Genomic DNA, 23,738 nt, shown 5'->3' with positions numbered 1-23,738 from the left:
CATGGAGCGCATAGACGCAGAGCTGTTCACCGACGGCGGGAACGACGCCGTGGTCCGTCTCCCCGGCCGCCGGTTGCCCGGCGTGCTCATCCAGGGCGACTCGCTGCACATCCTCCGCGGTGATGTCGCCGAGGTCGTGGAGGCCTGCGAACGAGGCGACTTGGCCGAGGCGGGGGAGGCGGCGGGGCTGCTGCTGGCGGGGTTCGACGCGCTGCTGAGCCGGTACTCCGTGGCGTTGGAGAACCATCGGATTCAGCTGCCCTACTGACGGGAGCCCTCGCTCACACCTCCCGGTGCTCGATCCCCAACAGGCTTGCCGCAGAGCGGAAGTCGGCCGTGTGGTGGCCCAGCGCCAGCGACCAGTGGTGGCCTACGCCCGTCGCGCTCCACGCGTCGACCCACTCGCCGGGGTCGCGGCCGAAGTCGACGCGGCTGGTGGTGTTGCCGATCGCGAGGTGCGGGCCGGGGACGACGGTGCCCTCGGACGTGACGAAGGACAGGGTGCCGTCGGCGTCCTGGCCGAGGCCGAGCAGGGTGACGGGGCCGTGCTGGACGTCGAACTCCACGCTGACGCCCCAGCCGCGCTTGCCGTGGTAGACGCCCAGGCCGCGCAGGAGCGGGTCGCGGGCGCTGACCGTGAGGTGGGCGGGGCCGTCGTGGCCCATCTCGACCACGCCGGCCTCGAAGTCGAGGGCCTGGATCTCGGTGAAGGAGCCCCCGGCGCCGATGCTCTGGGTCGCCAACTGGGCGAGGCTGGTGCGGAGTTCGTACTCGCCGGCGGCCGGTACGCCCCGGGCGGTGAGGAGGGAGGCGCCCAGGATCATGCCGGCGCCGAGCCGTTCGTGCAGTTCGCCGTCGAGGCCTCGGTGGTAGTAGGCGAGGGTGTCGAGGCCGAAGTCCTCGACGAGCCGGTCGAGGGCGACGGACACGGTCGCTCCCCAGGCGAAGTCCTCGTCGACCACGCTGTCGTCCACGGCGAAGATCCGCCGGGCGAGGGCCGTACGTTCACGGGTCTCGGCCTCGCTCACCTTCTCCACCCGGTGCCGTAGATCGTCGAACTCCAGCACCTCGACGTGCGAGCCGAACGTCGCCGGGAGCAGCGTCAGGTCGGTCGACACGTCGAGCATGCCGGGATAGAGGTGCCCCATCAGTCCGTGCCGGGCGTGCCGGAGCGCGGCCCGCACATGGGCGGCCCGGATCCACTGCTCGATGCGCCGCCAGGCCGACTCCTGCCGCAGCCAGCCCGACACCGAGCGGAAGGGGATGCCGGCCCGCCGGAACACGTTGCCGACCTCGGGCAACGGGCACTGCCCGCAGTAGGCGAGCCAGGCGCCCGTGTCGAAGGAGGCGTGGTCCATCCGCTCGGACGGCTGGAGGTCGATGACCAGGACCGGGGTGTGCGAGCGCTGGGCGATCGGCAGCACCATCGACGAGGTCAGATACGTCGTCAGGAACAGCACGATCAAGTCGCAGTCCGCGCGCCGCAGTTGCTCCGCCGCGACCGCTCCCTCCTGAGCGTCGGAGATGAAGCCGACGTCGGTCACCTCCGCGTCCATCCGCTGGAAGCGCTCGGCGACGTACGCGGACGACTCCCTCAACTGCGGCAGCAGATCCGGGAATTGGGGCCAGTAGGCGCCGAGGCCGCCCGCCACGAGTCCGATCCGGGTGCGGCGGCGGGGCGCCGGGGGGAGCAACTCGCGCAGGGCGGCGGCGCGTTCCGCGGTCATGGTCGTGGGTTCGGTGGTCACGGTCGCGGGTTCGGTCGTTGCCATGAGCGGTGTTCCTTCGGGTGCGCGGTGTGTGCTTTTCCTTCCGGTGTCCGGTGCGCAATCAGGTCCGGGCCACGCCCAGACCCGGCGCCGGGGCGACGGCGGTGTCGGGGGAGCGCCGGATGAGGACATGGATGACGTACACACCCGCGACCCCCGACGCCGCCATGCAGAGGGTGATCAGCCACAGCAGGAGCGACGCGCTGTAGTCCATCAGCGCGGGCGTGACGAACGCGACGCCCGCGAAGACCCCGCGGGACAGGGCGTACGTGAGGCCCTGGGTGGTGCCGCGGGTGTCCGGCGGCAGCGTGAGCTGCGACCAGACCTTGTAACTGGCCTCCCCGGCAAAGGGGTTGGAGATCTGGTACAGCACGAAGAAGACGAGCATGCCGACGAGGGCGCCCGCGGTGAGGGAGGCGATACAGAAGGCCACGACCTGCACGACCGTGAAGACGTAGAACAGCCGGTCGCGCCAGGGGGTGTCGGCGATCCGTACGAAGACGAATGTCAGGACCAGCGCGATCGGCAGGAAGGCCAGGTTGATGCCGGTGGCCAGGCTCTGTGAGGCGCCGCTGACCGTGACCAGGAGGTAGGTGCCGAACTGGCCGAAGGTGTTGGCGCCGATGCCCCAGGTGACGTAGTAGACGAAGGTCGCGACCATCGGCAGCAGCGCGGCGCGGTTCCACACGTTCTTGAGCTCGATGCCGCGCGGGGCGGCCAGCGCGGCCGCCTCCTCCTGCTGTGCCGCCTCGGACGGCTCGGCCAGCTCCAGCCGGGCACGGAGCAGGAAGGTGACCAGCGCGGCGATCACCAGGTGGCCGGTGATGAACCGTGCCCCGGTCATGCCGGTGTCCGACAGGACGTAGCCGAGGAAGATGACGACGACGATGCCCAGCACCCACATGACCTGGGTGAACGACACGAGACGCGCCCGGCCGTCGGGGGGCGCGGCGTCCGAGACGACGGCCAGGGACGTCGGCAGGTCGGCGCCGGCGGCCAGTCCCGCGACGAGCACGCCGACAAAGAGGACGATGTCGTTCGGGGCGAGGGTGATGACGATCGCGCCCACCGCGTAGCAGAGGATGTCCAGGTTGTAGACGCGACGGCGCCCGAACATGTCGGCGAGGCGGCCGCCGACGAGGGAGCCGACGGCGATGCAGCCGGTGACGATCGCGCTGATCGCCCCGGCCATCCACACGCCCATGTCGTAGTGGTCGCGGTAGATCGCCAGGTTGACGGCGATGCTGACGATGAGCGCGGCGTCGAGGTAGGAGGCCATGCCCGAGAGGGCCGCGACCTTCCACAGGTGCCTCGGGATGGGCGGTTGTTCCGCGTGTTCCGGTACAGACGAGAATCGGATCATGATGCGGCTCCTCGCGGCTCTGGGCCGGGGTCGCAGTGAATATAGAGTTCAAAAAACGTTCCAACAACCCCTCTTGCAGGTATCCGAGGGAATCTGCGGCAAGACGAGCGGGCCTCCTTCCCGGGCTTCGGATCCGGTGCCAACATCGCAGGTGGCGGACAACTGAGCCGACGTAAAACGTTTTTTGATCCGTGAGGGTGACCGAGCCGCACCCGGAAGGACCAACACCGTGATCTCACCCGCGCTGCAGCAGCTCTTCGACGCCCCGCCCCGGGACTTCGGCCCCACCCCGCTGTGGTGGTGGTCCGGCGCCAAGGTCACCCGCGAACAACTCGCCTGGCAGCTGCGCCGGTTCGCGGACGGCGGCGTCCACAACCTCGTCGTCATCAACCTGGCCCCGGCAGGACCGGCCTTCGGCGCCCGCACCGACGACCCGCCGTGGTTCGGCGAGGAGTGGTGGGACCGCTTCGCCGACACCTGCCGGATCGCCCGGGACATCGGCACCCGGCTGTGGTTCTACGACCAGATCGGCTTCTCCGGCGCCAATGTCCAGGGCGCCGTCACCCGCCGCCACCCGGAGGCCACCGGCCTCGCCCTGCGCTCCCGCAGGGCCACCGTCACCGGCGGCACGATCGCCCTGCATGGGGCCGAAACCCTCGTGGCCGTCTACGACTTGGAGGGCCGCCGGCTGCCCGTGCCCCCGGAGGGCACGGACGTACGGCTCGTCGTCGCCGTCCCCACCGCCTTCGACTACCTGGACCCGCACGCCGTACGACTGCTGCTGGACGCCGTCCACCACGAGTACGACCGGCGCGTCCCCGAGTACCTGGGCAACGTCATCGCGGGCAGCTTCCAGGACGAGCTGCCCGGCACCAACTCCTGGAGCCACCGCTTCCCCGACGAGTTCCATGCGCGTCGCGGCTACGACCTCCTCGACCATCTCCCCGCCCTGTTCGGCCCGGTGACCGCCCGCGCGGCGAAGATCCGCGCCGACTACTACGCGGTCCGCGCCGAACTCACCGAAGAGGCCCTCTTCAAGCCCCTCGCCGCGTGGCACGACGAACGCGGGATGCTCGTCGGCGCCGACCAGAGCCACCCCGCGCGGGCGGGCTTCCCGGCCCAGTCGACGCAGATCTACACCGACTACTTCCGCACCCACCGCTGGTACGGCGCCGCGGGCAGCGACCACCACGGCGACTCCAAGGTCCACTCCTCCATGGCCCACCTCTACGGTCACGACCGTGTCTGGATCGAGGCGTTCCACTCCTCCGGCTGGGGCGGCACCCTGGCGGACACCTACGACTGGCTCCTGCCGTTCCTGCGCAGCGGCGCCAACCTGTACAACCCGCACGCCAGCTACTTCGGCACGGCAGGCGGCTGGTTCGAGTGGGCGCCGCCCTCCACCGACTGGCGCCAGCCCTACTGGCAGCAGCACCCGGCGTTCTCCCGCACCGTCGCCCGGATCTGCTCGATCATGTCCTGGGGCACCTACAGCGCCGATGTCGCGGTCCTGCACCCCACCGCGACCATGCAGTCCCTCATCCCGCTGGACGCCCCTGTCCAGCACTTCGGCGACGGCCGCCTCGGCGACGACCACGCCGACGTCGACGAGACCCAGCGCGACTACCTGGACCTGTGCGGCACGAACAACTGGCTTGCCCCGCACGTCGGTTCACTGGACCGCCACCGCATCGCCTTCGACATCATCGACGACGCCTCCGTGCAGCGCGCCACGACCGTGGAAGGAGCCCTGCACGTCACGGACTTGGCCTACCGCGCGGTGCTGCTTCCCTCGGCGAGCGTCCTGGAGGAGGAGACCGCCCGCCGACTGACCCAACTCCTCGACGCGGGCGGCCGGGTGGTGGTCGTGGGCCGTCCGCCCGCGACGGCGGCCGGTCAGGACGGTGACGACTCCGTCGTCGCGGCACTGCTGAAGCACCCGCGACTGGAGCGGGCGAGCGACGCCGGGACCGGAGCCGCGGCCGTGGCCGATATCGCCGGTCACGCGACCGGCGAGGTGCCACTGCCCGTCAGGAGAAAGGGAGTTGAAGCGGTCGCCCTCGTGACAGGCACCTTCCCCGACGCCCGCACACTGCCCGGAGACGCCAACCACGAGGCGGACCCCGCGTGCTACGCCCACCACTCGACCGTCACCGTGCACGCCACGGTCGCCGAGGCCGAGATCTGGAACCCGGCGACCGGCACGCGCAGCCCAGCGCAAGTCGCCGTCTCCGACGGCCGATCGACCATCGAGGTGCCACTTGAGGGCGCCCCTGCCGTCCTCGTCGTATGGCGCGAGGGCACCCCACAGACCCACCGGACCGCCGCGCCAACACCCGTGCCGGAACGGACGATTGACCTCTCGACCGGCTGGGAGGGACGCCTGGTCCCCACCATGGACAACACCTGGGGCGACCTTGCACTGCCCGCCGGCTCGTCCGTCGCCGAACCCCAGATCTGGACGATGAGTTGGACCGAGACGGACGGTTCCGACCCGAACTGGGCGCAGACACGGGCGACTTACGGCAACCGGGTCCGCGTCCTCCCTCCGGCGCCGTCCGCCGAGGCCCCCGATCCACTCGATGCACCCTCCGTCGAACAAGTCCTTTCCGGAGACCTGCCCCTCACCCCCGCCGACTGGAGCGTCTCGCTGTACTCGACGAGCCGCGGCATCCCGGACCCGGACGGCCTGCTCGGCAACAAGGGCCTCGTGACTGAGGAGTTCGTACGTGTCCCTGTGCCCGTGCCCGGTACGGTCGCCCGGGTCCGTTCGATCGTGGAGACGGAACACCGTGGCCCCGCCGAGCTGCACATCGGTGCCGCGGCCACCAAGCGGGTGTGGTGGAACGGCGAGCGCCTGGACACCGGCACCGGGTATCTCGCCACCGCCCGCGTGGAGATCGGCCGGACCCGCAACGTCCTCGAATACGAGTTGGGGGAGGCCCAGGACAGGCCGTTGCTGATCTCCGGCGCAGCGGGCACACCATTGGGAAGCTATTTCTGCCTGACCCGCCCGGAGGGGTTCGGGCCTCGCCCGCAGTTCATGTGCCTCCCCGAGGACGTACGACCGTCCGGCGGTGTGACCTATCGAGGGCGGTTGCACGGCCCTGGACAGGCGGTACTTGTCGTGGGTGCCGCGGTGGGCGTCACCGTGCTGCTCGACGGAGAGGTCGTCGCGCGCCAGGAGAAGGTGGAGTACTACGAGTCCGACTGGGGCGCGGTGCCGATGTTCTTCCGGCATCAACTCGCCCTCGGGGACGGCGAACACGTGCTGGAGGTGGCGGCCGACGCTGTTCATCCACGCGATGCGGTGTTCGTCGACTGCGTGGCCCGCACGGAGTCCGCCGTGAACTCCCTGGTGAGCGGCGCCGGTTGGGAGGCCGAGACGGGGGAGTGGCGCGGTCGTACCGTCGAACACGAGGGTCGGTGGGGGGAGGTGCAGCACTGCTACGCGGCCGTACGACCTCACCCGTTGCCGGACACCGAATGGCTCACCGGCGTACCGGTACTCGGCACCGCCGTACTGCCGCTGCGGTCAACGGACATCGTCCGCGAACGCGCCCAACGCTTCCGCTTCACCGTGCCACCGGGCACCGAATCGCTGGAACTGCCGCTGGAGTTGCCCGCGAGGGCGCGTGTCGGCGATGGCGCCGAGACGTGGCTGGACGGACAGTTCCTGACACTGGAGCAGCCGCTCCCGGTACCGACGGAGGTCGAGGTCGTCACCGCACCCACGGCCGTACTTCGGGGCGGCTCCGCCTGGCGGGGACCGGTGCGCGTCCGCACGGTACCGGCACAACTACTGCTGGGTGACTGGCAGTTGCTCGGGTTGGGCGGCTGGAGCGGTGGTGTGACGTACTCGCGGGAGGTGGAGGTACCGGCCGGGCCGGATCCGGTGCTGGATCTGGGGCGGGTGCGCGGCAGCGTGTCGGTCGTCGTCGACGGGGAGTGTGTCGGCGAGGGGTTCTGTCCTCCGTACCGCTTCCAACTCCCGGGTGCCGCAGGGCGATCGGTGCGGCTGGAGGTGACCGTCAACAACACCCTGGCCCCCTATCTCGCCGAAGCCACCCCCACCGCCTGGGCCTTCCCGTCCCAACTCCCGTCGGGGCTGCTGGGACCGGTGACGCTACGGATTCGGGGCTGACAGGGGTCGAGTGGAGTCCCGTAGGACGAGGTCGGGTGCGAACACCCTTGTCTCGTGGGCGTGTTCGGCGCGCGCCTCCACCTCGTCGAGCAGCATTCCCACGGCCGCTCTGCCGAGTTCCTCGACGGGTTGCCGGACGGTTGTCAGGGTCGTACCGACGAAGCTCGCGATGTCGAGGTCGCCGTAGCCGACGACCTGAACCTCCTCGGGTATTCGTACGCCCCGTTCGCCCAGTCCTCGGCACAGTCCGGCGGCGAGGAAGTCGTTGGTGCAGAAGACACCGTCGGGCAGGTCGTCGAGGGTGCGGGCGATCTCCAGGCCGTAGGCCACCGTCATCTCGTCGGCGACGACCTGGCGGACCCGTGCCTCGCGGCGGGTGCGGACGGCCTGGCGGGCGCCCTGGTAGCGCTCGGCGCACTGGACGATTCCGCGCTCGCCGTTCACGACGAGGATGTCGCGCGCACCGCAGTCCAGGAGGTGCTGCACGGCGACCCGGCCGCCGGCGATGTCGTCGACGGAGACGGAACAGCCGTCCTGGGCCGACAGCGCGCGGTCCGCGAGGACGAGCGGGATGCCGCGTTCGCGGAGGCGGGTGAGCCGGGTGGGATCGGCGCCGAGCGGGACGACGACTGCTCCTACGGCCCGCTGCTCGATCAGCATCGTGAAGTAGCCCTGCTCGCGCTCGGGGGCGTCGCCGCTGTCGCAGAGCACGAGGGAGTAGCCGTGGTCGTAGGCCGCGTCGGCGGCACCACGGGCGATGCGTGAGTAGAAGGAGTTCGCCACGTCGGGCAGGACCAGGCCGATCGAGGACGAGTGCCCGGTGCGTAGGCCCGCGGCTCCTGGGTGTGGCACGTAGTCGAGTGCGGCGACCGCGTCGCGGACCCGTTCGGCGGTGCGGGCGTTGACGCGCTCGGGCCGGTTCAGGACGTTCGACACCGTGGAGACCGAGACTCCCGCGGCGGCCGCGACATCCTGAATACGGGCGGGGCGAACCTGAATGGCGTCCACCCCCTCGCTGTGACAGCCGTGCGACCAGGCACGACGCGGTTCTCATGGGCGGCGCCAGTGTACCCCGATGGTTGTTGCAACGTTTTCTGCCGGGTGCCTTGGAGAGGGAGGTGCGATGGCCGAACCTGCCTGTGATCAACAGGGTTAACATGGGGTTATGGCTGAGGGTTCCGGGGTTGATGCTCCGATGGAGGGCGACCGCCCGCTGAGGCGCGACGCAGCCCTCAACCGGGAGAAGATCCTGCGTGCCGCGCGGGAGGTCTTCGGCCAGCACGGGCTGCGGGTCACGCTCGACGACGTGGCCCGGCACGCGGGGGTCGGGGTCGGGACCGTGTATCGGCGGTTCCCGGACAAAGAGACCCTTGTGCGGGCCCTGTTCGAGCAGGATCTCGGGATGCGGCAGGCGTCGGCGGAGCGGGCGCTCGCTCATCCCGATCCCTGGGAAGGGTTCGTGGACTTCCTGACGGAGATGGGCGCCGACCTCGCCGAGAACCGTGGTCTGCAGGAAGTGATCATGCTGGGGAGCCACAGTTCCGAGCCCATCGAGACGATGCGCGGCGGGATGCTCCCCTTCCTGGAGGCCCTGATCCAGCGGGCGCAGGAGAGCGGGGATCTGCGTGCGGAGATCGCTCCCTCCGACATCCCCGTCATCGTGCAAATGCTCAGTGCCGCCAGCCAGTTCACCCAGGGCAAGCGGCCCGATGTGTGGCGCCGCTACTTCGAGATCATCCTGAACGGCATCCGGCAGCGGCCCGACAACCTTCCGCTGACGACACCGAGTCTGAGCAACGAGACGGTGGAGCAGGTGATGGGTCTGGTCAGGCCCGTCTCGGCAAAGGAGTAGCAGGTCTGCCGTACGCGCAGACCTGCCACCCGTGTTTCGCGTTTCAGGAGGACGGTCCCCAGTCGGTGTCGCTGGGTGTGGCCGAACTCGGCGTCGTCAGAGGCAGGTTGACGAAGGACGCCGCCTGCGGGGAGTGCTCGACGGTGTAGACGCCGCCGGCCAGGTTCGCCAGTTCCTGCGGGGTCGGGGCGACGGGGAAGTGGAAGTCGGCCGGCGGTTGGCTGTTGATGCTGATCTGGATCCGGTAACCGGCCGGAATCCTGGTGAAGTTGGACAGCAGGGAGATGTCGTAGCGGGTGGTCTGGCCGGGTGTCACCGGGCGCTGTGACGCCTGAGTGAAGGGGTGACTGGGCTTGAGGAGGCTGCCGTTGTCGCCGTACCAGCTCTCCTGGGTGTCCAGCGCGCGTTGGCTGCCCAGGAGGATGCCGTCGGCCTGCTTGGTCACCGTGCCGTCCGGCGCGACGATGCTCAGCTTGGCCGAGAGTTCGGTCTCCGGTGTCGTCGACCTGGCGTAGAGGGTGACGTCGGTCGGGCCGTTGAGCAGGGCCGCCCTGGTGAGCGGGGCGGTGGTGTAGGTCAGGGTGTTGGCCGCGGTCGCCGCGCTCCGGGAGAGCGTGTCGCTGCCCTCGTCCGTCGGTTTGCCAGGGGTGAGGGAGCCGTTGCCGAGGTAGTAGGTACGGGCGTCGGAGGACAGGGGCCAGGTGGCGCTGTCGACCCAGGTGTTCGCGCCGTTCTCGAACAGGTGCAGGGGAGTTGAGGTATTGGCCATGCCGGTGGGCGCGTTCTTGAGCCAGGTGTCGAACCACTCCAGGCGGATGCCCTGCAGGGTCGCCTCGTTGACGTGCTCGCCGTGGGTCCAGGGGCCGACGATCGTCTGGTAACGGCTGGTGACGGGTTCGCCCGACGAGATCGGATCGGTCAACGGCCGGTGGAAGTAGGCGTTTTGGGCGGACACGTAGGCGCCGAGGTTGCCGCCGGGGAAGAGGTCGTTCCAGCCGGCCTCGGTCAGCGCCGGGATGTTGTTGCCCACGATCTTCGGTATGAGCTTCTTCTGGACGTTCAGGGACTGCCAGTAGGCGTCGTTGTACGAGCGTGAACCGCCCGCGGCCTGCTGGGCGATGGTCACCGACTGCGGGTCGGTGGCGGGGTCGTCCTCGGGGCCGCGCGGCTCGGCCTGGGCGATGCCGGCCACGAAGGGGGTGGGGATACCGCCGTTGCCCGTGAGGTCGTTGTAGAAGTCGGAGTCGGTGCAGAAGGGTGTGATGGCCTTCAGCGCGGAGCTCTTGCCCACGGCCGCGGCGGTGAACCACTGGTCGACTCCGAGGTACGAGCAACCGTCAAGCCCCACCTTGCCGTTGGACCCTGACAGCGAGTGCGCCGCCCAGTCGACGAGGTCGGCTCCGTCCTTGCCCTGCCGTTCCCCGAACCAGTCGACCTGACCGCCGGAGTCACCGGTGCCGCGGACGGCGGAGGCCACGTAGATGTAGCCCCGCTGCACGAAGTACGTGCCGCTGTCCGTGGGGTCGGAGCGCTGCGCGCCGTAGGGATTCTGGGTCAGGAGCACGGGGAACGGGCCCGACGCGCGGGCACCGGTGCTCGGGTCGGTCGGGTAGACGACCTCGACGGCGATCTTCACGCCGTCGTCCATGGTGACGGTGGTGTGGACGGGCGCGCTCGCCGCGTAACTCGCAGCGGGCGGTGCCCAGTTGGCCGCGTGCGCGGGGAGTGCGGTGGCCGTTGTCTGGCCTGCGGCCACGAGGAGGAGCACCGTGGTGGCGCTGCCCAATACGGAGACTCTGTGGGGCAGTTGGATCCGGTCGCTTGCCTTGGGCTTTTTCATGCGGCTCCTTGAAACGGGTGGGGGGTTCCGCGTCACGCCGCCTGCGCGGCGGCCTGCGGGGCGCGGTTCAGGGCGAAGAGCGGGAGCACGGCACGCCCGCGGATGTCGTTGGTCAGCTCCGCCAGGACCAGGTAGAAGGCGACGGTGGCCAGCACGATCTCGACGTAGCCGGCGGTCTTCAGCACCGAATCGCTCGGAACCCCCGCGCTCGAAGCGCCCAGGTAGGCGGTCACCAGCAGCACGATCGTCAGCGTCAGCAGGGAGAACGCGCTCACGATCACCGCGTTCGTGCCCAGACTCACGATGCCGAAGACCAGCGTGACGACCAGCCAGCCGATGAGGAACAGCCCCAGCGACTGCATCACCGCGTGCCCGCCCGCGGCCGCCGAGGCCTCCGCCGACGCCCCGCCGGCCTTCGCCGCGGCCGCCGCCGCTCCCGCGATGTGGGGTGCCGCCCAGAACTCGATGACGGTGTAGCCGAGCCAGAACGCCCCGTACGCCGTCAGGAACGCGGCCGCGAAGGTCGCGCCGGACGCCAACGCGAAGAATCCCGCGACGAGTTGGACGATGCCGCCGTAGAAGAACGTCCCCGCCAGCACGATCGTGCCGTCCGCCGCGTCGATGATGCCGGCGGTGTGCAGGCCCAGGATGAGCGAGCACCACGCGAATCCGGCCGCCCCCACGGCTGTCGCGTGACCGATGTGTGAGGTGGTGACTGTCGGGACCGGCGGGCTCTGGGCATCGTGAAGCGACACTTCGGTCATGGTGATCAACCCTTCTGGAATGTCGACAGCGGGGGCGCTCGGCCCGGGCCGTCAACCGAATGGTCGGTAGTTTGGGAACGGCCGGTTGAGGCTGTCAAGGGATCGAACCGAAGTGGAAAACGCCCCCTGAGGCGTCTCGACGGCGACTGTCGACGGGTCGAACGCGGCGCGGGGGCGGTTTCAGGGGTGCGTCTCCAGCGCGCGGATCGCGGGCATCGTCCCTGGTGGGGAGGGGTGGCCGTCGTTTCGCCCGGAGTGGTTGGGCGGGTGGCGAGTGATCGTCCGGGAGAGCCGTGTCGCAGGGCTTCCCGGGCCGAAGAAAGTGGAGATATATTCTCCGAAACGAGGGTGGGGGTGCCCTCAGCGGAGATCGTTCCGGGGGAGCTGCCCGCGCAGGCCGCCGAGAATGAGCCCGAGTCCGAACTCGAAGCGGTCGTCGAAGTTGAGGATCTCCTCGACGGGGGTGGAGAACAGTTGGGGGTAGGTCCGGCTCGCGCCGGGGAACGTGAGCCTGTCGCGGGCGTCGTCGGTCAGGCCCTGCTGCTACGAGAAGGCGCCTTCATCCCGCCGACTCCGTCGGTTCGGCAGGTCACCGGCCTGCTCACGCGGAATCTCGGCACCCTCACCGAGGATGACAAGCCTCTCCGCATGGCCGTGCTGTCCCGCTGCCCTGAACCTGCCACTGCCACGGACCTGGTCAGCTCCTTCGCCGAGATGCTCACCACGTTCTTCGGTATCGACTTGCCCGCCCGGATCAACCAAGCTGCCGCCGCGAACCTACCCGGCATCAGTCGCTTCGCCACCGGTCTGGACAGCGACTACGACGCCGTGACCGCCGGACTGACCACCCACTGGAACTCCGGCCCCGCCGAAGAGGCAGTCAACCGGATCAAGATGTTCAAGCGGCAGATGTTCGGCTGCGCCGGCTTCGGCCTGCTACGTAAGCGGGTCCTTCTCTCCTGAGGGCGCGGTCGGACCGCGTCCTCCACCAGTTCGAAGCCGTCCGGAAAATCCTCCAGAACCACTCGTCCCGACGGATCGGACTCCTCGCGGCCGCGGTGCGATCGGGCCGGTGAAATCGTCCTTCCGCTCACGCGACAGCTTGCCCACGACGTTGGCGACGCCCTACAGGTCCTTGGCGGTGTCGTCGGGATCCAGCACCTCGACCTGACGCTCAAGACCGTCCAGCCGACCGCACCCCTCTGATGTCCATGCGCGCGGCGGAAGTCAACCTTTCGCGGTACCGCGGAAGTTGCAGCGACCGCGCGACTACCGCGCTTGGTGGAGCGGGAGTTCCACCCACCGTGGGACGCAACAGTTACGCCTCTGCGCCTACCGTCATGACGCATCGGCACCGCCCGACCCAGTGGTGCCGCACGGCCTGCGTCCGCAAGAAGCCATCATCACCATGCGTGAGCGCGTCACCGGAACGACACTGCTGCCGATCAACACGGGGGACATGGCACTTCGCAGGCGGGTTCTCGCGGCTGCAGCACCGTTCGGGCAGCCGATTCGCAATGACATTCATGAATGAGAGATGGGTTCCATCTCGCTTTAGAGGCTTGAAACGGGGAGGCCGGAAGTGCATAAATCTTCAAAGCAATTCGCCATCATAGCTGCGCTGACTGCAGCGGCGACCGTCAGTATTTCTTCGCCGGCATCGGCCGCCGACTATGCCAGCTATGAAAACCGTCGTACCAATGTCTGTCTTGACAGCAACAGTGCCGGTAGTGCTTACACGCAGGGGTGCAACACCGGATACAACCAGGACTGGGATCTGCAGTTCATCAGCGGGACCTCGTACTACCTGAAGAACAGGGCGACGGGCCGGTGTCTCGACGCCAACTCCGCGAATTCGGTTTACACGCTTTCCTGTAACGGTGGTACAAACCAGCGGTGGCGGCGGGTTTACCCGAGTTCCAGCAGTTACGGTCAGTGGATCAATGTTCAGACTGGAAAATGCCTCACCGCCACCAACCTGTCCGGAACGCACGTCGTCTACACGTCCGTCTGCACGGACTCGGCCGAGAACCAGCAAATTCGCTGGATCAGGATTTAGTAAGTAGTAGCAAGACGCCGAGACTGTCCGCTTCGAGCTCGATGTCCGCGAGACCGAGGGGGCGAGCAACCCCGGCCGATATGACGGCACTTCCATCGCGTCAACCGCCGACCGGCCCCGACCGGCTTGACGTGATCAGCCCTGGCTCTCTCCCAACAGCCTGCGCAGCCAGTCGAGTTGGGCGGTGAGCGCCGATTGCGACAGCCGTGCCTGCGGGGCGAAGCCCGCGAAGCTGTGGAAGCCGCCGGGCCAGACGTGCAGTTCGGCTGTGCCGCCCGCCTGCCAGCTCCGGGCGGCATAGGCGACGACCTCGTCGCGGAAGGTCTCGGCGGATCCGACGTCCAGGAAGGCGGGCGGAAGGCCCGTGAGGTCCTCGGCGCGGGCGGGTGCGGCATAGGGGAACACGTCCGGGCCGCCGCGCGATGCACCCAGCCGCGCCGTCCAGCCGGTCTCGTTGGCCGTACGGTCCCAGATGCCGACGCCGGTCATCTGGTGGCCGGACGGGGTGTCGTTGCGGTCGTCCAGCATGGGGCACATCAGCAACTGGCCGATGACACGCGGGCCTTGACGGTCACGGCTGAGCAGGGCGAGTGCCGCGGCGAGTCCACCGCCCGCGCTGGTACCGGCGATCACGATCCGCTCGGCGTCCGCGCCGAGCTCCGCCGCGTGTTCCGCCGTCCAGACGAGCCCGGCGTAGACGTCCTCGACCGGCGCCGGATGCGGGTGCTCCGGGGCCAGCCGGTAGCCGACGGACACGACGACCGCGTCCAGCTACTTCGCCCAGCCCAACGGCACGGTCACATCGGACCTGTTGTCGCCGATAACCATGCCGCCGCCGTGCACGTAGTAGACGACCGGGCGAGGATGCGCCGGGGCCGGCCCGGTGGGGCGGCAGATGGGGAGGGGGATGGTCGGCGTGTCCTCGGGCCCGGGTACCGACCGGTGCTCGATGTCGAAGGCGCCGTCCATCGTCAAGTCGATCTCGGCGAGCGCGGCCACCGCAGGACCGTTGCGGAGGCCGTCGATCTCCTCGAGCGTCAGGCCGGGTGTGAGCACCTCTTTCAACGAGTCGAGGACGGCGCCGAGTTCGGGGTCGAACGGGGGCGGCGTCAGAGACATGGCTGCTCCGTACGGGCGGTCGTAGGTGTCGTGGACAAGGGGAGAGCACGGTGACCGCGGGACGGTCCCGGCTGCCGTCGCATCAGAGCGTCGCGACGACCTCGATCTCGACCAGGAAATCGTCCGCGTAAAGGGTGGTGACGCCGACGGCGGTGCTCGCGGGCGGAGTCGGGTGGCCCTTGCGGGCCGCGGCGACGATCGCGGTCAGCTCGGCGGCACGGTCGGTCGTGTGGCCCGGCAGGGAGGGAAGTTCGGGGGGATTGACGCAACTGACCTACATGGACAGCCCTTTCGAGGTGTGGGGCAGGGAGGAGCGGCGCGGGGTCAGGCCGCTGCGAGGTGCCGTGAGTAGTCGTCGAGCGTGAACGCGTTCGACCTGTTGATCTGGCTCCGGATCAGAAGTTCCTTGCCGGGGACGTGACTTGCCAGGCGGACGACGTTGTCGCGGAACGCGATGCCGTACCTGGTCGGGGGCGTCATCGTCTTCCCTGAGTCGGGAGCCGACCGCTGGATCTGCCCGATCCACGGGCGCAGTTTCCGCTCGTACCGGGTAAACGCACCCGTGATGCCCCTAGCGCTCCAGCCGTAGATCGTGATCGTGCATGAGTCGTTGCCGATCGCCGCTGTGCCAAGCCCGCCCCGAGTAGGCGGTTGCCCGCCGTGCCTGGCACGGCGGGCAACCAGGCGTCTGTGAGCCTCAAACGGAGAAGCCTGTGACCTTCTGCGGGGTCACCCGGACGATCAGCCGGAGCACCTCCTCCGGCTCGGCCGGCGGGTCCTCGCCCAGGTACTTCTGCGAGAGCCTGCGCGGCAGCGATTTCTCCGAGTCGTCGATCAGTTCGACAGTGCCGCGGATGTCTACGGACTGGTACGGGTTCGTGGTGTCGAAGACTGTGAGGCTGACCCGTGGATCCCGTGCGAGATTCCGCGCCTTCTGGCGCCCGGCCGTCGTGGAGAACAGCACCGTATCCCCCTCCCTGACGATCCAGACCACCGATGTCTGCGGCCCGCCGTCCCGGTTCAGCGTCGCGACGGTGGCGAAGTTCCTCCCGTCCAGCAGCTTGCGCATCTCCTCGTTGAACAGCTCTGACACAGCCTCGCCCCTCTGTCCAGCATTCCTGGGATCACTACGTGTGCAGAACAGATGCGAAGGCCGGCTCCTTCCCGCTGCCGTATCGAGGGGCCGGATTCCCAGCCGTTCCATCGTGATCTTTCTGGTGGGGGCCGCGGCGGGAACGCATACGGCCACCGTTGATCATCGGTGTGTGAAGACTGAAGATCAGGCGGTGGCCGCAGGTCGCAGCGTGGACCCTGCCTGCTGGCAGTCAGCATTCGAGGGCCTGATGGGCCGGATCGCGGGTCGGTTTGCGCGGGTCGAACCCCGGTGCCGGGTGCGGAAGTTGGTGCTCGGGCTGCTGTCGGACCTGCCGCGCAAGAACTGCTGGACCATCGCCGAGTGGGCCGGGGAGAGGACTCCGGACGGCATGCAGCACCTGCTCGGGCGGGCCAAGTGGGAGGCCGACCAGGTACGCGACGACGTGCGTGGCGACGTGGTGGAGCATCTGCACGACGACCAGGCGGTGCTGGTGGTCGACGAGACCGGGGACGTGAAGAAGGGCACCGGCACGGTCGGCGTCCAGCGCCAGTACACCGGCACCGCCGGCAGGATCGAAAATGCCCAGGTCGCCGTCTACCTGGTCTACGCGGGGCGGCGCGGGCACGCCGCGGTGGACCGGGAACTGTACGTTCCGCGCTCCTGGACCGCCGACCCCGACCGCTGCCGGACCGCCGGGCTCGGTGAGGAGACAGGGTTCGCGACCAAGCCTGAGTTGGCCGCCCACATGGTCGCCCGGTTCCTGGACGTCGGCCACCGGGCCGCCTGGGTTGCAGGGGACGAGGTCTACGGCGGCAACCCGAAGCTGCTGACCGCTCCGGAGGAACGCCGGACCGGCTATGTCCTCGCGGTGGCCTGCTCGCACGAAGTCACCACCGGCGCCGGGAAGTTCCGCGCGGACACCCTGGCCAAGAAGGTGCCCAAGCGGGCCTGGCAGAAGCTGTCCGCAGGGGCCGGAGCCAAAGGCCACCGCTTCTACGACTGGGCCGTCATCGACCTCGCCGACCCCGGCCCGGGACCCGTCAGCTGCTGATCCGCCGCAACCGCAGCACCGGCGAACTCGCCTACTACCGCTGCTACTCGCCCGTACCGGTGCCGCTGACACCCTGGCGTGCGTCGCTGGATCAAGGTGGAGGGTGGCGGAGTTCTTCCAGTCCGGCAAGGGCCTGGCCGCCCTGGACGAACACCAGGTCCGCCGCTAGCCGTCCTGGTCCCGCTGGGTCACCCTGGCCATGCTCGCCCACGCCTTCCTGGCCGTCGTCCGCGCGGACGAACACGACCGCCCCCCGCACCCGACGCCCTCATACCGCTCACCTGCAACGAGATCCAACGACTGTTCATCACGCTCATCGTCCAACCCGTCCACGACACCGTCCACCGGCTCGGCTGGTCCGACTGGCGACGCCGCCACCAGGCCCGATCCCAGGCCAGTCACTACCGGCGACAAACCGCTCACGCATGAAGATCACGATCTACGGCTGGAGTACTACGTGTGCCTGCCAGTTCACCGGCGAGGACGTACGCGCCGACCTTGGCGATCGTGGCGCCGTGGCCCGACAGGGGTGAGGCGCTGTAGGCGGCGTCTCCCGGCAGGCCGATGCGTCCGGCCGACCACTTGGGCAGCCTGACCTGACTGCACGTGTCGAAGTAGGAGTCGGGCGCCGTGTCGAGCTGCGAGAGGAGCGCGGCCGCCTCCCAACCCATGCCGGACGCGTGGGCCTTGACGATGCGCATCTGGGCGTCGGTGTCACGCCAGTCGTACGACGGTTGACCGGCGCGGAAGCTGAAGAATGCCATCGCCTTCGTGTTGCCGAGGATGGACCGCATCCCGATGGTTCTGCCGGGTTCGTTGTAGGCGACGGTCCAGTCCTGCAGCCCGATGTGGTCCCGGGCCGTCCAGAAGGAGATGTAAGTCCCCAGGTGGTGAAGGTGGTTGGACTCCGGGCCGAACAGTGTCTCGCGCAGTTCGGAGTGGAGGCCGTCCGCTCCGACGACGACGTCGAACGATTCGGCGGGTGCGGACGCGAACTCGACGTTCACCCTCGTACCGGCGTCGCGGGTCGAGGTGATGCGATCGCCGAACCGGTGGTCGACCCGGTCCCGCGACTGGTCGTGGAGCACCCTGGAGAGGGTGCCGCGCAAGATCTCGATCTCGGCGACCGGTCCGTCGCCGCCGAACTGATCGGCGCGGAGCGCCCCCTTCGTGCGTCCTTGGCCGTCGAGGAAGGAGAGGCCGAAGTTGCCCTCGCGCTCGGCCCGGACCTGGGTGTCGACCCCCATCCGGCGCAGCGCCTCTCTGGACACCCCGCGGAGATCGACCAGTTGGCCACCGGTGCGCAGCTCGGGCCACCGCTCCACGACCGTCACGTCCGCACCGTACTTGGCGAGCCAGAGCGCCGGCGCGGGCCCGGCGATGGTCGCGCCGGAGATCGGAACCTTGAGTCGTGCCATGGGCTGCCTCGGCTTCGCTGAAGGGTCCGACCCCTAGGTGTTAACGGCGTTATCGTCGACGGTAGCGTTAACGTTGTTACCGTGCCAACGGAGCAAGATCGGCCTTGGGGAAGGATCAGCCCTGGTCGGTCGAGGGAACGAAGAACGCGAGGACCAACGGCACCGCACCCAGGCCGAAGATCCACCAGAACGTGCCTGAGAACGCCGCGAGTTGGTCCGCCGCCGTGGTCGCGCCGTCGACCAGGCTCTGCAGGATCATCGCGACGACCGCGACGCCGAAGGGCGCGCCCACGCGTTGGACGACGCTGAACGCCGCGCTGCCTCGGGGAGTCTCGGCGTGGCTCAGGCCCGAGAGGGTGAGCGTCATCACCGGGAACGTGGTGGCGGCGAAGCCGAGCCCCTGGGCGAACTGCGCGGCCAGCAGCACCGCCGTACCGCCGTGTGCGTCCGCGAGGGCGAACGGCACGGTCCCGATCATGGTCAGCGCTGCTCCGGTGGCGATGACGAACCGGCTGTCGAACCGTGCCGCGAGGGGGCGCACGGCCACGACGAAGAACATCGTGCCGAGCCCCTGCGTGATGAGCAGCACGCCCGTGTGCAGGACCGTCTCGCCGCGGACCTGCTGGTAGAAGAGGGGGAGCAGGAACGACAGGGCGTACGTGGAGAAGCCGCCCGCGAACGTGATGACGCTGCCCAGGCCGAAGCCGCGTCGGGCGAACATGCGCACGTCGATGAGAGCGGGCTGCCGGGCGCGCAGCGAGTGGACGGTGAAGGCGGCGAGCAGCGCGGCGCCGATGAGGATCGGGAGCCAGGCGGTGACGGCGGCGAAGCCGTCCTTGCCGGATATCCCGCTGATGCCGTAGGCGACGGCGACGACGGCGGGTGTGAGCAGCAGGAAACCGGGGACGTCGAGTCGGTGGCCGCGCTCACCCGCGGTCGCGGGCAGCAGGATCCGGCCGAGCACGAGTGCGGCGAGGCAGACCGGCACGTTCACGAGGAACAGCCAGTGCCAGCTCAGCGACTGGACGATGGCGCCGCCGAGCACCGAGCCGAGGACCGGTCCGAGCAGGCCGGGCAGCGCGACGGCGGCCGTGGCCCGGTGGATGCGCTCCGGGCCGGCCGCCCGCGTGACGATGGAGAGCGTGATCGGCATGACCATGCCCCCGCCGATTCCCTGCAGCACCCGGAAGACGATGAGCGCGGGCAGCGAACCCGCGAGGCCGCACAGGAGCGAGCCGCCGAGAAAGGCGCCCACCGCGAACATCCAGGCGTTGCGCGCGCCGAACCGTTCGGACAGCCATCCGCTCACCGGGATCACCGACACGAAGGCCAGCAGATAGCCGGTCGCGACCCATTGCGTCCGGGCGACCGAGGCGTGGAACACCGCCTGCAGATGGTCGAGGGCGATGTTGACGATCGTCGTGTCCAGGAGGGTCGTGAACACGCCGAGGGCGAGGACCAGGCTGATGAGGTTCAGCCGGCGATCGGTCACCGGAGTCGTGGCCTGCGAGGCCGTCACTGTCGGAGTCATGGCGAGGACACTACACCGTGCAGTGTAGTTGCTACACCCGTCGGTGTAGGGTTTGCCCCGGAGCTGCGGAGCTGCGGAGCTGCGGAGGTGCGGATGAGCGCGGTGGGTACGGAGAAGACGGTGCGCGAGGGGTCCCTGGAGAAGCGGACGGCGATCCTCGTCGCCGCGCGCGAACTGTTCGTGCACCAGGGAGTGGACCGCGTGAGCATGGACGCCATCGCGGCCCGGGCCGCGGTCTCCAAGCGCACTGTGTACGACTACTTCGGCGACAAGCGGCGCCTCTTCCTGGCCATCCTCGCCGACGTGTCCCAGTCGATGCTGGACACGGTGGGCCGCGCGCTCGACGAGCACCTCCCGGAGGATGCGCGGATCGCGACGGTGCCCCAACTCGAAAGTTCGCTCACGGAGTTGGCGATCGACCTCGGCACGTCGATCGTGGGCTCGGCCGACTACGCCGCCGGCTTCGCCCTCGTCGCCCAGGAGCGCCTGCGGACTCCGACGACCCGGGACGACATCGCGACGGGGGAGGTGGAGGAGGTGTTCGCGGAACGGCTGGCCCACTTCGCCGACGCCGGGCTCCTGGACACGGACGACCCGCGGCTGGCAGCCGACCACTTCTTCGCCCTGACCGTCCTGCTAGCCTACGACCGTCAGCCGGTGCCCGCCAACCCCGACCCGGAACGGGTCCGTCAGACCATGATCGACGGGGCCCACGCATTCATGCGGGCATACGCCGTGCGGTAGGAATGCGTGCGGGCGTGATCAACAGGCGTTCCTGAGTCATCGGGAGAGTCCCGCCGCATCTCAATGCCCCGAGTGCGCCTGGTCGTTGGCGTCGTCGGCGCTCGACGTGTCCGCGTCCGACGCGGCCGTCCGCTCGGTGGGGCCCGGGACGTCGGGACCCTTGATGTGCACCGTGCGCAGCTGCTCCGCCGCCCAATGGGCCCACTCCTGCTCCAACACCCGCTGCCGGATGCCGTGTTCGAGGACGAGCCGGCCGCACACGGTGAGCATGTCCTTGTCCCACTCCTCCGTGTCCCGGAGGGCGACCAGGGCGTCGTGCTCCTTGGCCGAGGCCTCCGCGTGGTCGAGGAGCCGCTGGACCGCTTCCTCGCGCGGCAGGAGTCCGAGGAAGAAGGTCTGCAGGAGCATCGGGTTCCGCAGCGGCCTGCTCTCACGGTTCTCGGTCAGCCAGCGCACCGTCTCCACGTGCCCCTCGGGCGTGAGCGAGTACTGCTTGCGCCCCCGGGGGCCCTCCTCCGTGACCTTGATCAGACCTGTCGCGTCGAGCTTGGTCAGCTCGCCGTAGATCTGGCTCTGTTTGGCGGGCCAGACGTAGCCGAGCGAGGTGTCGAACATCTTCAGCAGGTCGTAGCCGCTGCCGGGGCGGAAGACGAGGAGGCCCAGGAGGGCGTTGCGGAGGCTCATGCGGACCAGCCTAACGCCTGTCACTCCAATATTGACAGGTCGAAAACTACCCATGCGGATTCTGTGCGTCCGGGAGGGGGGTCGCGTGGAGGCCGGGTGCGGTCGAAACGGTTTGCGCAGGTAGGGCCGGTGTGGGTCTGTGAAGGCGGTGACGCGGCGGGCTTTCGTTCAATATTCCATTCTTGACATGTTGATTGCGGAGCATCTAGCTTCCACCTGTCAAAGTTGGAACATCGAGTTGTGAGGAAGTTCAACGTGGGAATCATGGGCTATTTGCGCGGTTTCTACCCATGGATCGCGGCAGGCTTCGTCTCCGCCGTCGACTGGCGCTGGGGCGCGGTGGCCGGCGTCGTCGTCGGCGTCCTGCTGCTTCTCCAGGACCGGCGCAGGGGAGTGGCGATGGACGCGATGGTGCTGGAGATCAGCACCATCATCTACTTCGTCATCATCGGGGCGATCGCCTTCAGTTCGCCCGACTCGTCGATCCAGGACCACAGCGACGTCATCTCGTTCGTCTGGCTCGCCGGGACGGCCTGGGGCAGCATGGCGCTCCGCAGCCCGTTCACGCTCGGGATCGCCCGCCGACAGGCGCCCGAGGAGTACTGGGACACCCCGGGTTTCCTCGCCGTCAACAACCACATCACGGCCGCCTGGGGATCCGGGTTCACGTTCATCGCCGTCGTCCTGGCCATCAGCAACGCGACCGACGCCCCCGCCTGGGTCGGCATCACCGCCCACGTCGTCGGCCTGGTCGCCCCCGCCGTCTTCACCTCGGTCTACCCCAAGCGTGTCCAGGCGCGCCTCGAAGCCATGCAAGCAGCGTCAGCCTGACCAGCCGAATCCAAGGACTTCCCCATGAGTACGGACAAGACCCCACCGCCTCCGCACCTGGCCGGCAACTTCGCCCCGGTCCCCGACGAGATCACCGTCACCGAACTCGCGGTCACCGGAGCCATCCCGCCGGAGCTCACCGGCTGGTACCTGCGCAACGGCCCCAACCCGCACGAGGCGGCCTCGGCCCACTGGTTCACCGGCGACGGGATGGTGCACGGCGTCCGCCTCGACGGCGGCAAGGCCACCTCGTACCGCAACCGCTGGGTCCGCACCCCCACGCTCGAAACGGGCGCCCAGGTCTACGGCCGTGACGGCGGGATGAACCTCGCCGCGGGCGTCGCCAACACCCACGTCATACGGCACGCGGGCCACACCCTCGCCCTCGTCGAGACTTCCTTCCCGCAGGAGTTGAGCTGCGAGGCGGGCCGCGAACTCGACACGGTCGGCCCCTACGACTTCGGCGGCCGCCTGCGCACCCCGATGACCGCCCACCCCAAGACCTGCCCGGTCACAGGGGAGTTGCACTTCTACGGCTACGGCGGGCTCTCGGCGCCCTACCTCACCTATCACCGTGCCGACGCCAACGGCGAGTTGACGGTCAGCCGGCCGATCGACGTGCCGGCGCACACGATGATGCACGACTTCTACCTGACCCGGAACCATGTCGTCTTCATGGACCTGCCCGCCGTGTTCAGCATCGAGCGAGCCATGGATCCGGCCGGCGGCATGCCGTACGTCTGGTCCGACACCTACGGAGCCAGGCTCGGCGTCCTGCGCAGGGACGACCCGCACGGCGACATCCGCTGGTTCGACATCGACCCCTGCTATGTCTTCCACACCCTCAACTCCTATGAGGAGAACGAGGGTCGGAGCCTCGTCCTGCTCGGCATGAGGTACCCGTCCCTGCGGGACGGCGCCACCGTGGCGACGGCGGCACACCTGTGGCGGTGGACCATCGACCTCACCACCGGCGCGATCAGCGAGGAGCAACTGGACGACCACCCGGGGGAGTTCCCCCGCATCGACGACCGACTCGCGGGCCTGCCCGCCGACTTCGGCCACGCCACCGCGGCACCCGTCCCGGAACTCCCGCAGTACGACCCGAACGAGGCGCGCGCGGCGATCCACCGGTACGACCTCCGCAAGTCGAGCGTCGCCAGCCACTACTTCGCTCCCGGACGCCTCCCGGGCGAGGCGGCCTTCGCCCCCGCCGACGATCGACCCGGCGGCCCCGGCTGGCTGATGACGTACGTCTACGACGCCTCGACCGACCGCAGTGACCTGGTCATCCTCGACGCCGACAACCTCACCCAGGAGCCGGTGGCCACCATCCACCTGCCCCGACGGGTACCCGCCGGATTCCACGGCAGTTGGCTCGCGGACGCCTGACACACCGCACCCTGCCGACGTCATGAACGCTGAGCCGTCCTCCGGGCCCGAACGCTCGGGTTGTCCGGAGGACGGCTCTCG

The 23,738-nt window shown here is 69.0% G+C and carries 18 protein-coding genes and 2 pseudogenes; 8 read left to right on the top strand and 12 right to left on the bottom strand.

All coding sequences use genetic code 11. The annotated features are described in order from the left end of the window. The first annotated feature begins 1 nt into the window (after position 1). Entirely contained in the window at positions 2-268 is a 267-nt protein-coding gene (locus tag OG504_RS05260) for a DUF6959 family protein (protein ID WP_033280515.1), read from the top strand. Between the two features lie 13 nt (positions 269-281). Here the strand turns inward: OG504_RS05260 and OG504_RS05255 are convergent, their stop codons facing one another. Together OG504_RS05255 and OG504_RS05250 are read right to left on the bottom strand one after the other, a co-directional pair. Then, positions 282-1,772, bottom strand: a complete 1,491-nt coding sequence (locus tag OG504_RS05255) for an arabinose isomerase (RefSeq protein ID WP_405988635.1) — start codon at positions 1,770-1,772, stop codon at positions 282-284. Between the two features lie 58 nt (positions 1,773-1,830). Further along, complete coding sequence (locus tag OG504_RS05250; protein WP_405988634.1) at positions 1,831-3,132, bottom strand: MFS transporter; 1,302 nt, start codon at positions 3,130-3,132, stop codon at positions 1,831-1,833. 229 nt (positions 3,133-3,361) lie between these two features. On the opposite strand from OG504_RS05250, the gene OG504_RS05245 reads away from it, so the two are divergent. After that, positions 3,362-7,276, top strand: coding sequence for a glycosyl hydrolase (locus OG504_RS05245; RefSeq protein WP_405988633.1), 3,915 nt, complete (start codon positions 3,362-3,364; stop codon positions 7,274-7,276). Here the strand turns inward: OG504_RS05245 and OG504_RS05240 are convergent. Beyond that, complete coding sequence (locus tag OG504_RS05240) at positions 7,259-8,284, bottom strand: LacI family DNA-binding transcriptional regulator (protein WP_405988632.1); 1,026 nt, start codon at positions 8,282-8,284, stop codon at positions 7,259-7,261. The genes OG504_RS05245 and OG504_RS05240 overlap by 18 nt on opposite strands. A gap of 157 nt (positions 8,285-8,441) precedes the next feature. On the opposite strand from OG504_RS05240, the gene OG504_RS05235 reads away from it, so the two are divergent. Beyond that, positions 8,442-9,128: a TetR/AcrR family transcriptional regulator gene (locus OG504_RS05235; RefSeq protein ID WP_405988631.1), complete on the top strand. Its 687-nt coding sequence runs from the start codon at positions 8,442-8,444 to the stop codon at positions 9,126-9,128. A 43-nt stretch (positions 9,129-9,171) separates the two neighbouring features. Here OG504_RS05235 and OG504_RS05230 read toward each other — a convergent pair whose 3' ends face one another. The 3 genes from OG504_RS05230 to OG504_RS05220 form a co-directional block, all read right to left on the bottom strand. Further along, positions 9,172-10,968: a CocE/NonD family hydrolase gene (locus OG504_RS05230; RefSeq protein WP_405988630.1), complete on the bottom strand. Its 1,797-nt coding sequence runs from the start codon at positions 10,966-10,968 to the stop codon at positions 9,172-9,174. Between the two features lie 32 nt (positions 10,969-11,000). After that, positions 11,001-11,732, bottom strand: coding sequence for a GPR1/FUN34/YaaH family transporter (locus OG504_RS05225; protein WP_405988629.1), 732 nt, complete (start codon positions 11,730-11,732; stop codon positions 11,001-11,003). A 360-nt stretch (positions 11,733-12,092) separates the two neighbouring features. Beyond that, positions 12,093-12,206 carry a TetR/AcrR family transcriptional regulator C-terminal domain-containing protein gene (locus tag OG504_RS05220; protein WP_405996258.1) on the bottom strand — a complete coding sequence of 38 codons (114 nt, stop codon included), beginning with the start codon at positions 12,204-12,206 and terminating at the stop codon, positions 12,093-12,095. A gap of 1,108 nt (positions 12,207-13,314) precedes the next feature. Here OG504_RS05220 and OG504_RS05215 point away from each other — a divergent pair. Further along, positions 13,315-13,791, top strand: coding sequence for an RICIN domain-containing protein (locus OG504_RS05215; protein ID WP_405988628.1), 477 nt, complete (start codon positions 13,315-13,317; stop codon positions 13,789-13,791). A gap of 135 nt (positions 13,792-13,926) precedes the next feature. Here OG504_RS05215 and OG504_RS05210 read toward each other — a convergent pair. From OG504_RS05210 to OG504_RS05200, 3 genes and pseudogenes are all read right to left on the bottom strand, one after another. After that, positions 13,927-14,910, bottom strand: a pseudogene (locus tag OG504_RS05210) (alpha/beta hydrolase). A gap of 324 nt (positions 14,911-15,234) precedes the next feature. Then, a complete protein-coding gene (locus tag OG504_RS05205) occupies positions 15,235-15,390 on the bottom strand; it encodes a hypothetical protein (protein WP_405988627.1) in 156 nt (51 codons plus the stop codon). A gap of 217 nt (positions 15,391-15,607) precedes the next feature. Beyond that, entirely contained in the window at positions 15,608-16,003 is a 396-nt protein-coding gene (locus OG504_RS05200; protein ID WP_405988626.1) for a PPOX class F420-dependent oxidoreductase, read from the bottom strand. A gap of 250 nt (positions 16,004-16,253) precedes the next feature. Between OG504_RS05200 and OG504_RS05195 the strand changes: the two are divergent. Continuing rightward, positions 16,254-17,486, top strand: a pseudogene (locus tag OG504_RS05195) (IS701 family transposase). Here OG504_RS05195 and OG504_RS05190 read toward each other — a convergent pair. Together OG504_RS05190 and OG504_RS05185 are read right to left on the bottom strand one after the other, a co-directional pair. Continuing rightward, entirely contained in the window at positions 17,477-18,475 is a 999-nt protein-coding gene (locus OG504_RS05190) for an FAD-dependent monooxygenase (RefSeq protein WP_405988625.1), read from the bottom strand. The pseudogene OG504_RS05195 and the gene OG504_RS05190 sit on opposite strands and share 10 nt — an antisense overlap. Positions 18,476-18,590: 115 nt before the next feature. After that, positions 18,591-20,006 carry an MDR family MFS transporter gene (locus OG504_RS05185; protein WP_405988624.1) on the bottom strand — a complete coding sequence of 472 codons (1,416 nt, stop codon included), beginning with the start codon at positions 20,004-20,006 and terminating at the stop codon, positions 18,591-18,593. A gap of 93 nt (positions 20,007-20,099) precedes the next feature. Between OG504_RS05185 and OG504_RS05180 the strand changes: the two genes are divergently transcribed. Then, positions 20,100-20,750, top strand: a complete 651-nt coding sequence (locus OG504_RS05180) for a TetR/AcrR family transcriptional regulator (protein WP_405988623.1) — start codon at positions 20,100-20,102, stop codon at positions 20,748-20,750. A 60-nt stretch (positions 20,751-20,810) separates the two neighbouring features. Here OG504_RS05180 and OG504_RS05175 read toward each other — a convergent pair whose 3' ends face one another. Beyond that, positions 20,811-21,434 (bottom strand): PadR family transcriptional regulator, encoded by a 624-nt coding sequence (locus OG504_RS05175; protein ID WP_405988622.1) that lies wholly within the window; start codon positions 21,432-21,434, stop codon positions 20,811-20,813. A gap of 264 nt (positions 21,435-21,698) precedes the next feature. Between OG504_RS05175 and OG504_RS05170 the strand changes: the two genes are divergently transcribed. Together OG504_RS05170 and OG504_RS05165 are read left to right on the top strand one after the other, a co-directional pair. After that, positions 21,699-22,265, top strand: coding sequence for a hypothetical protein (locus OG504_RS05170; RefSeq protein ID WP_405996257.1), 567 nt, complete (start codon positions 21,699-21,701; stop codon positions 22,263-22,265). A 24-nt stretch (positions 22,266-22,289) separates the two neighbouring features. Further along, entirely contained in the window at positions 22,290-23,657 is a 1,368-nt protein-coding gene (locus OG504_RS05165; RefSeq protein ID WP_405988621.1) for a carotenoid oxygenase family protein, read from the top strand. The last annotated feature ends 81 nt before the right edge of the window (positions 23,658-23,738 follow it).

Source organism: Streptomyces sp. NBC_00986 (assembly GCF_045162565.1).
In the GTDB taxonomy this organism is placed as follows: domain Bacteria; phylum Actinomycetota; class Actinomycetes; order Streptomycetales; family Streptomycetaceae; genus Streptomyces.
Note: the sequence above shows the minus strand (reverse complement) of the source record. Positions and strands in the feature narration are given on the sequence as shown.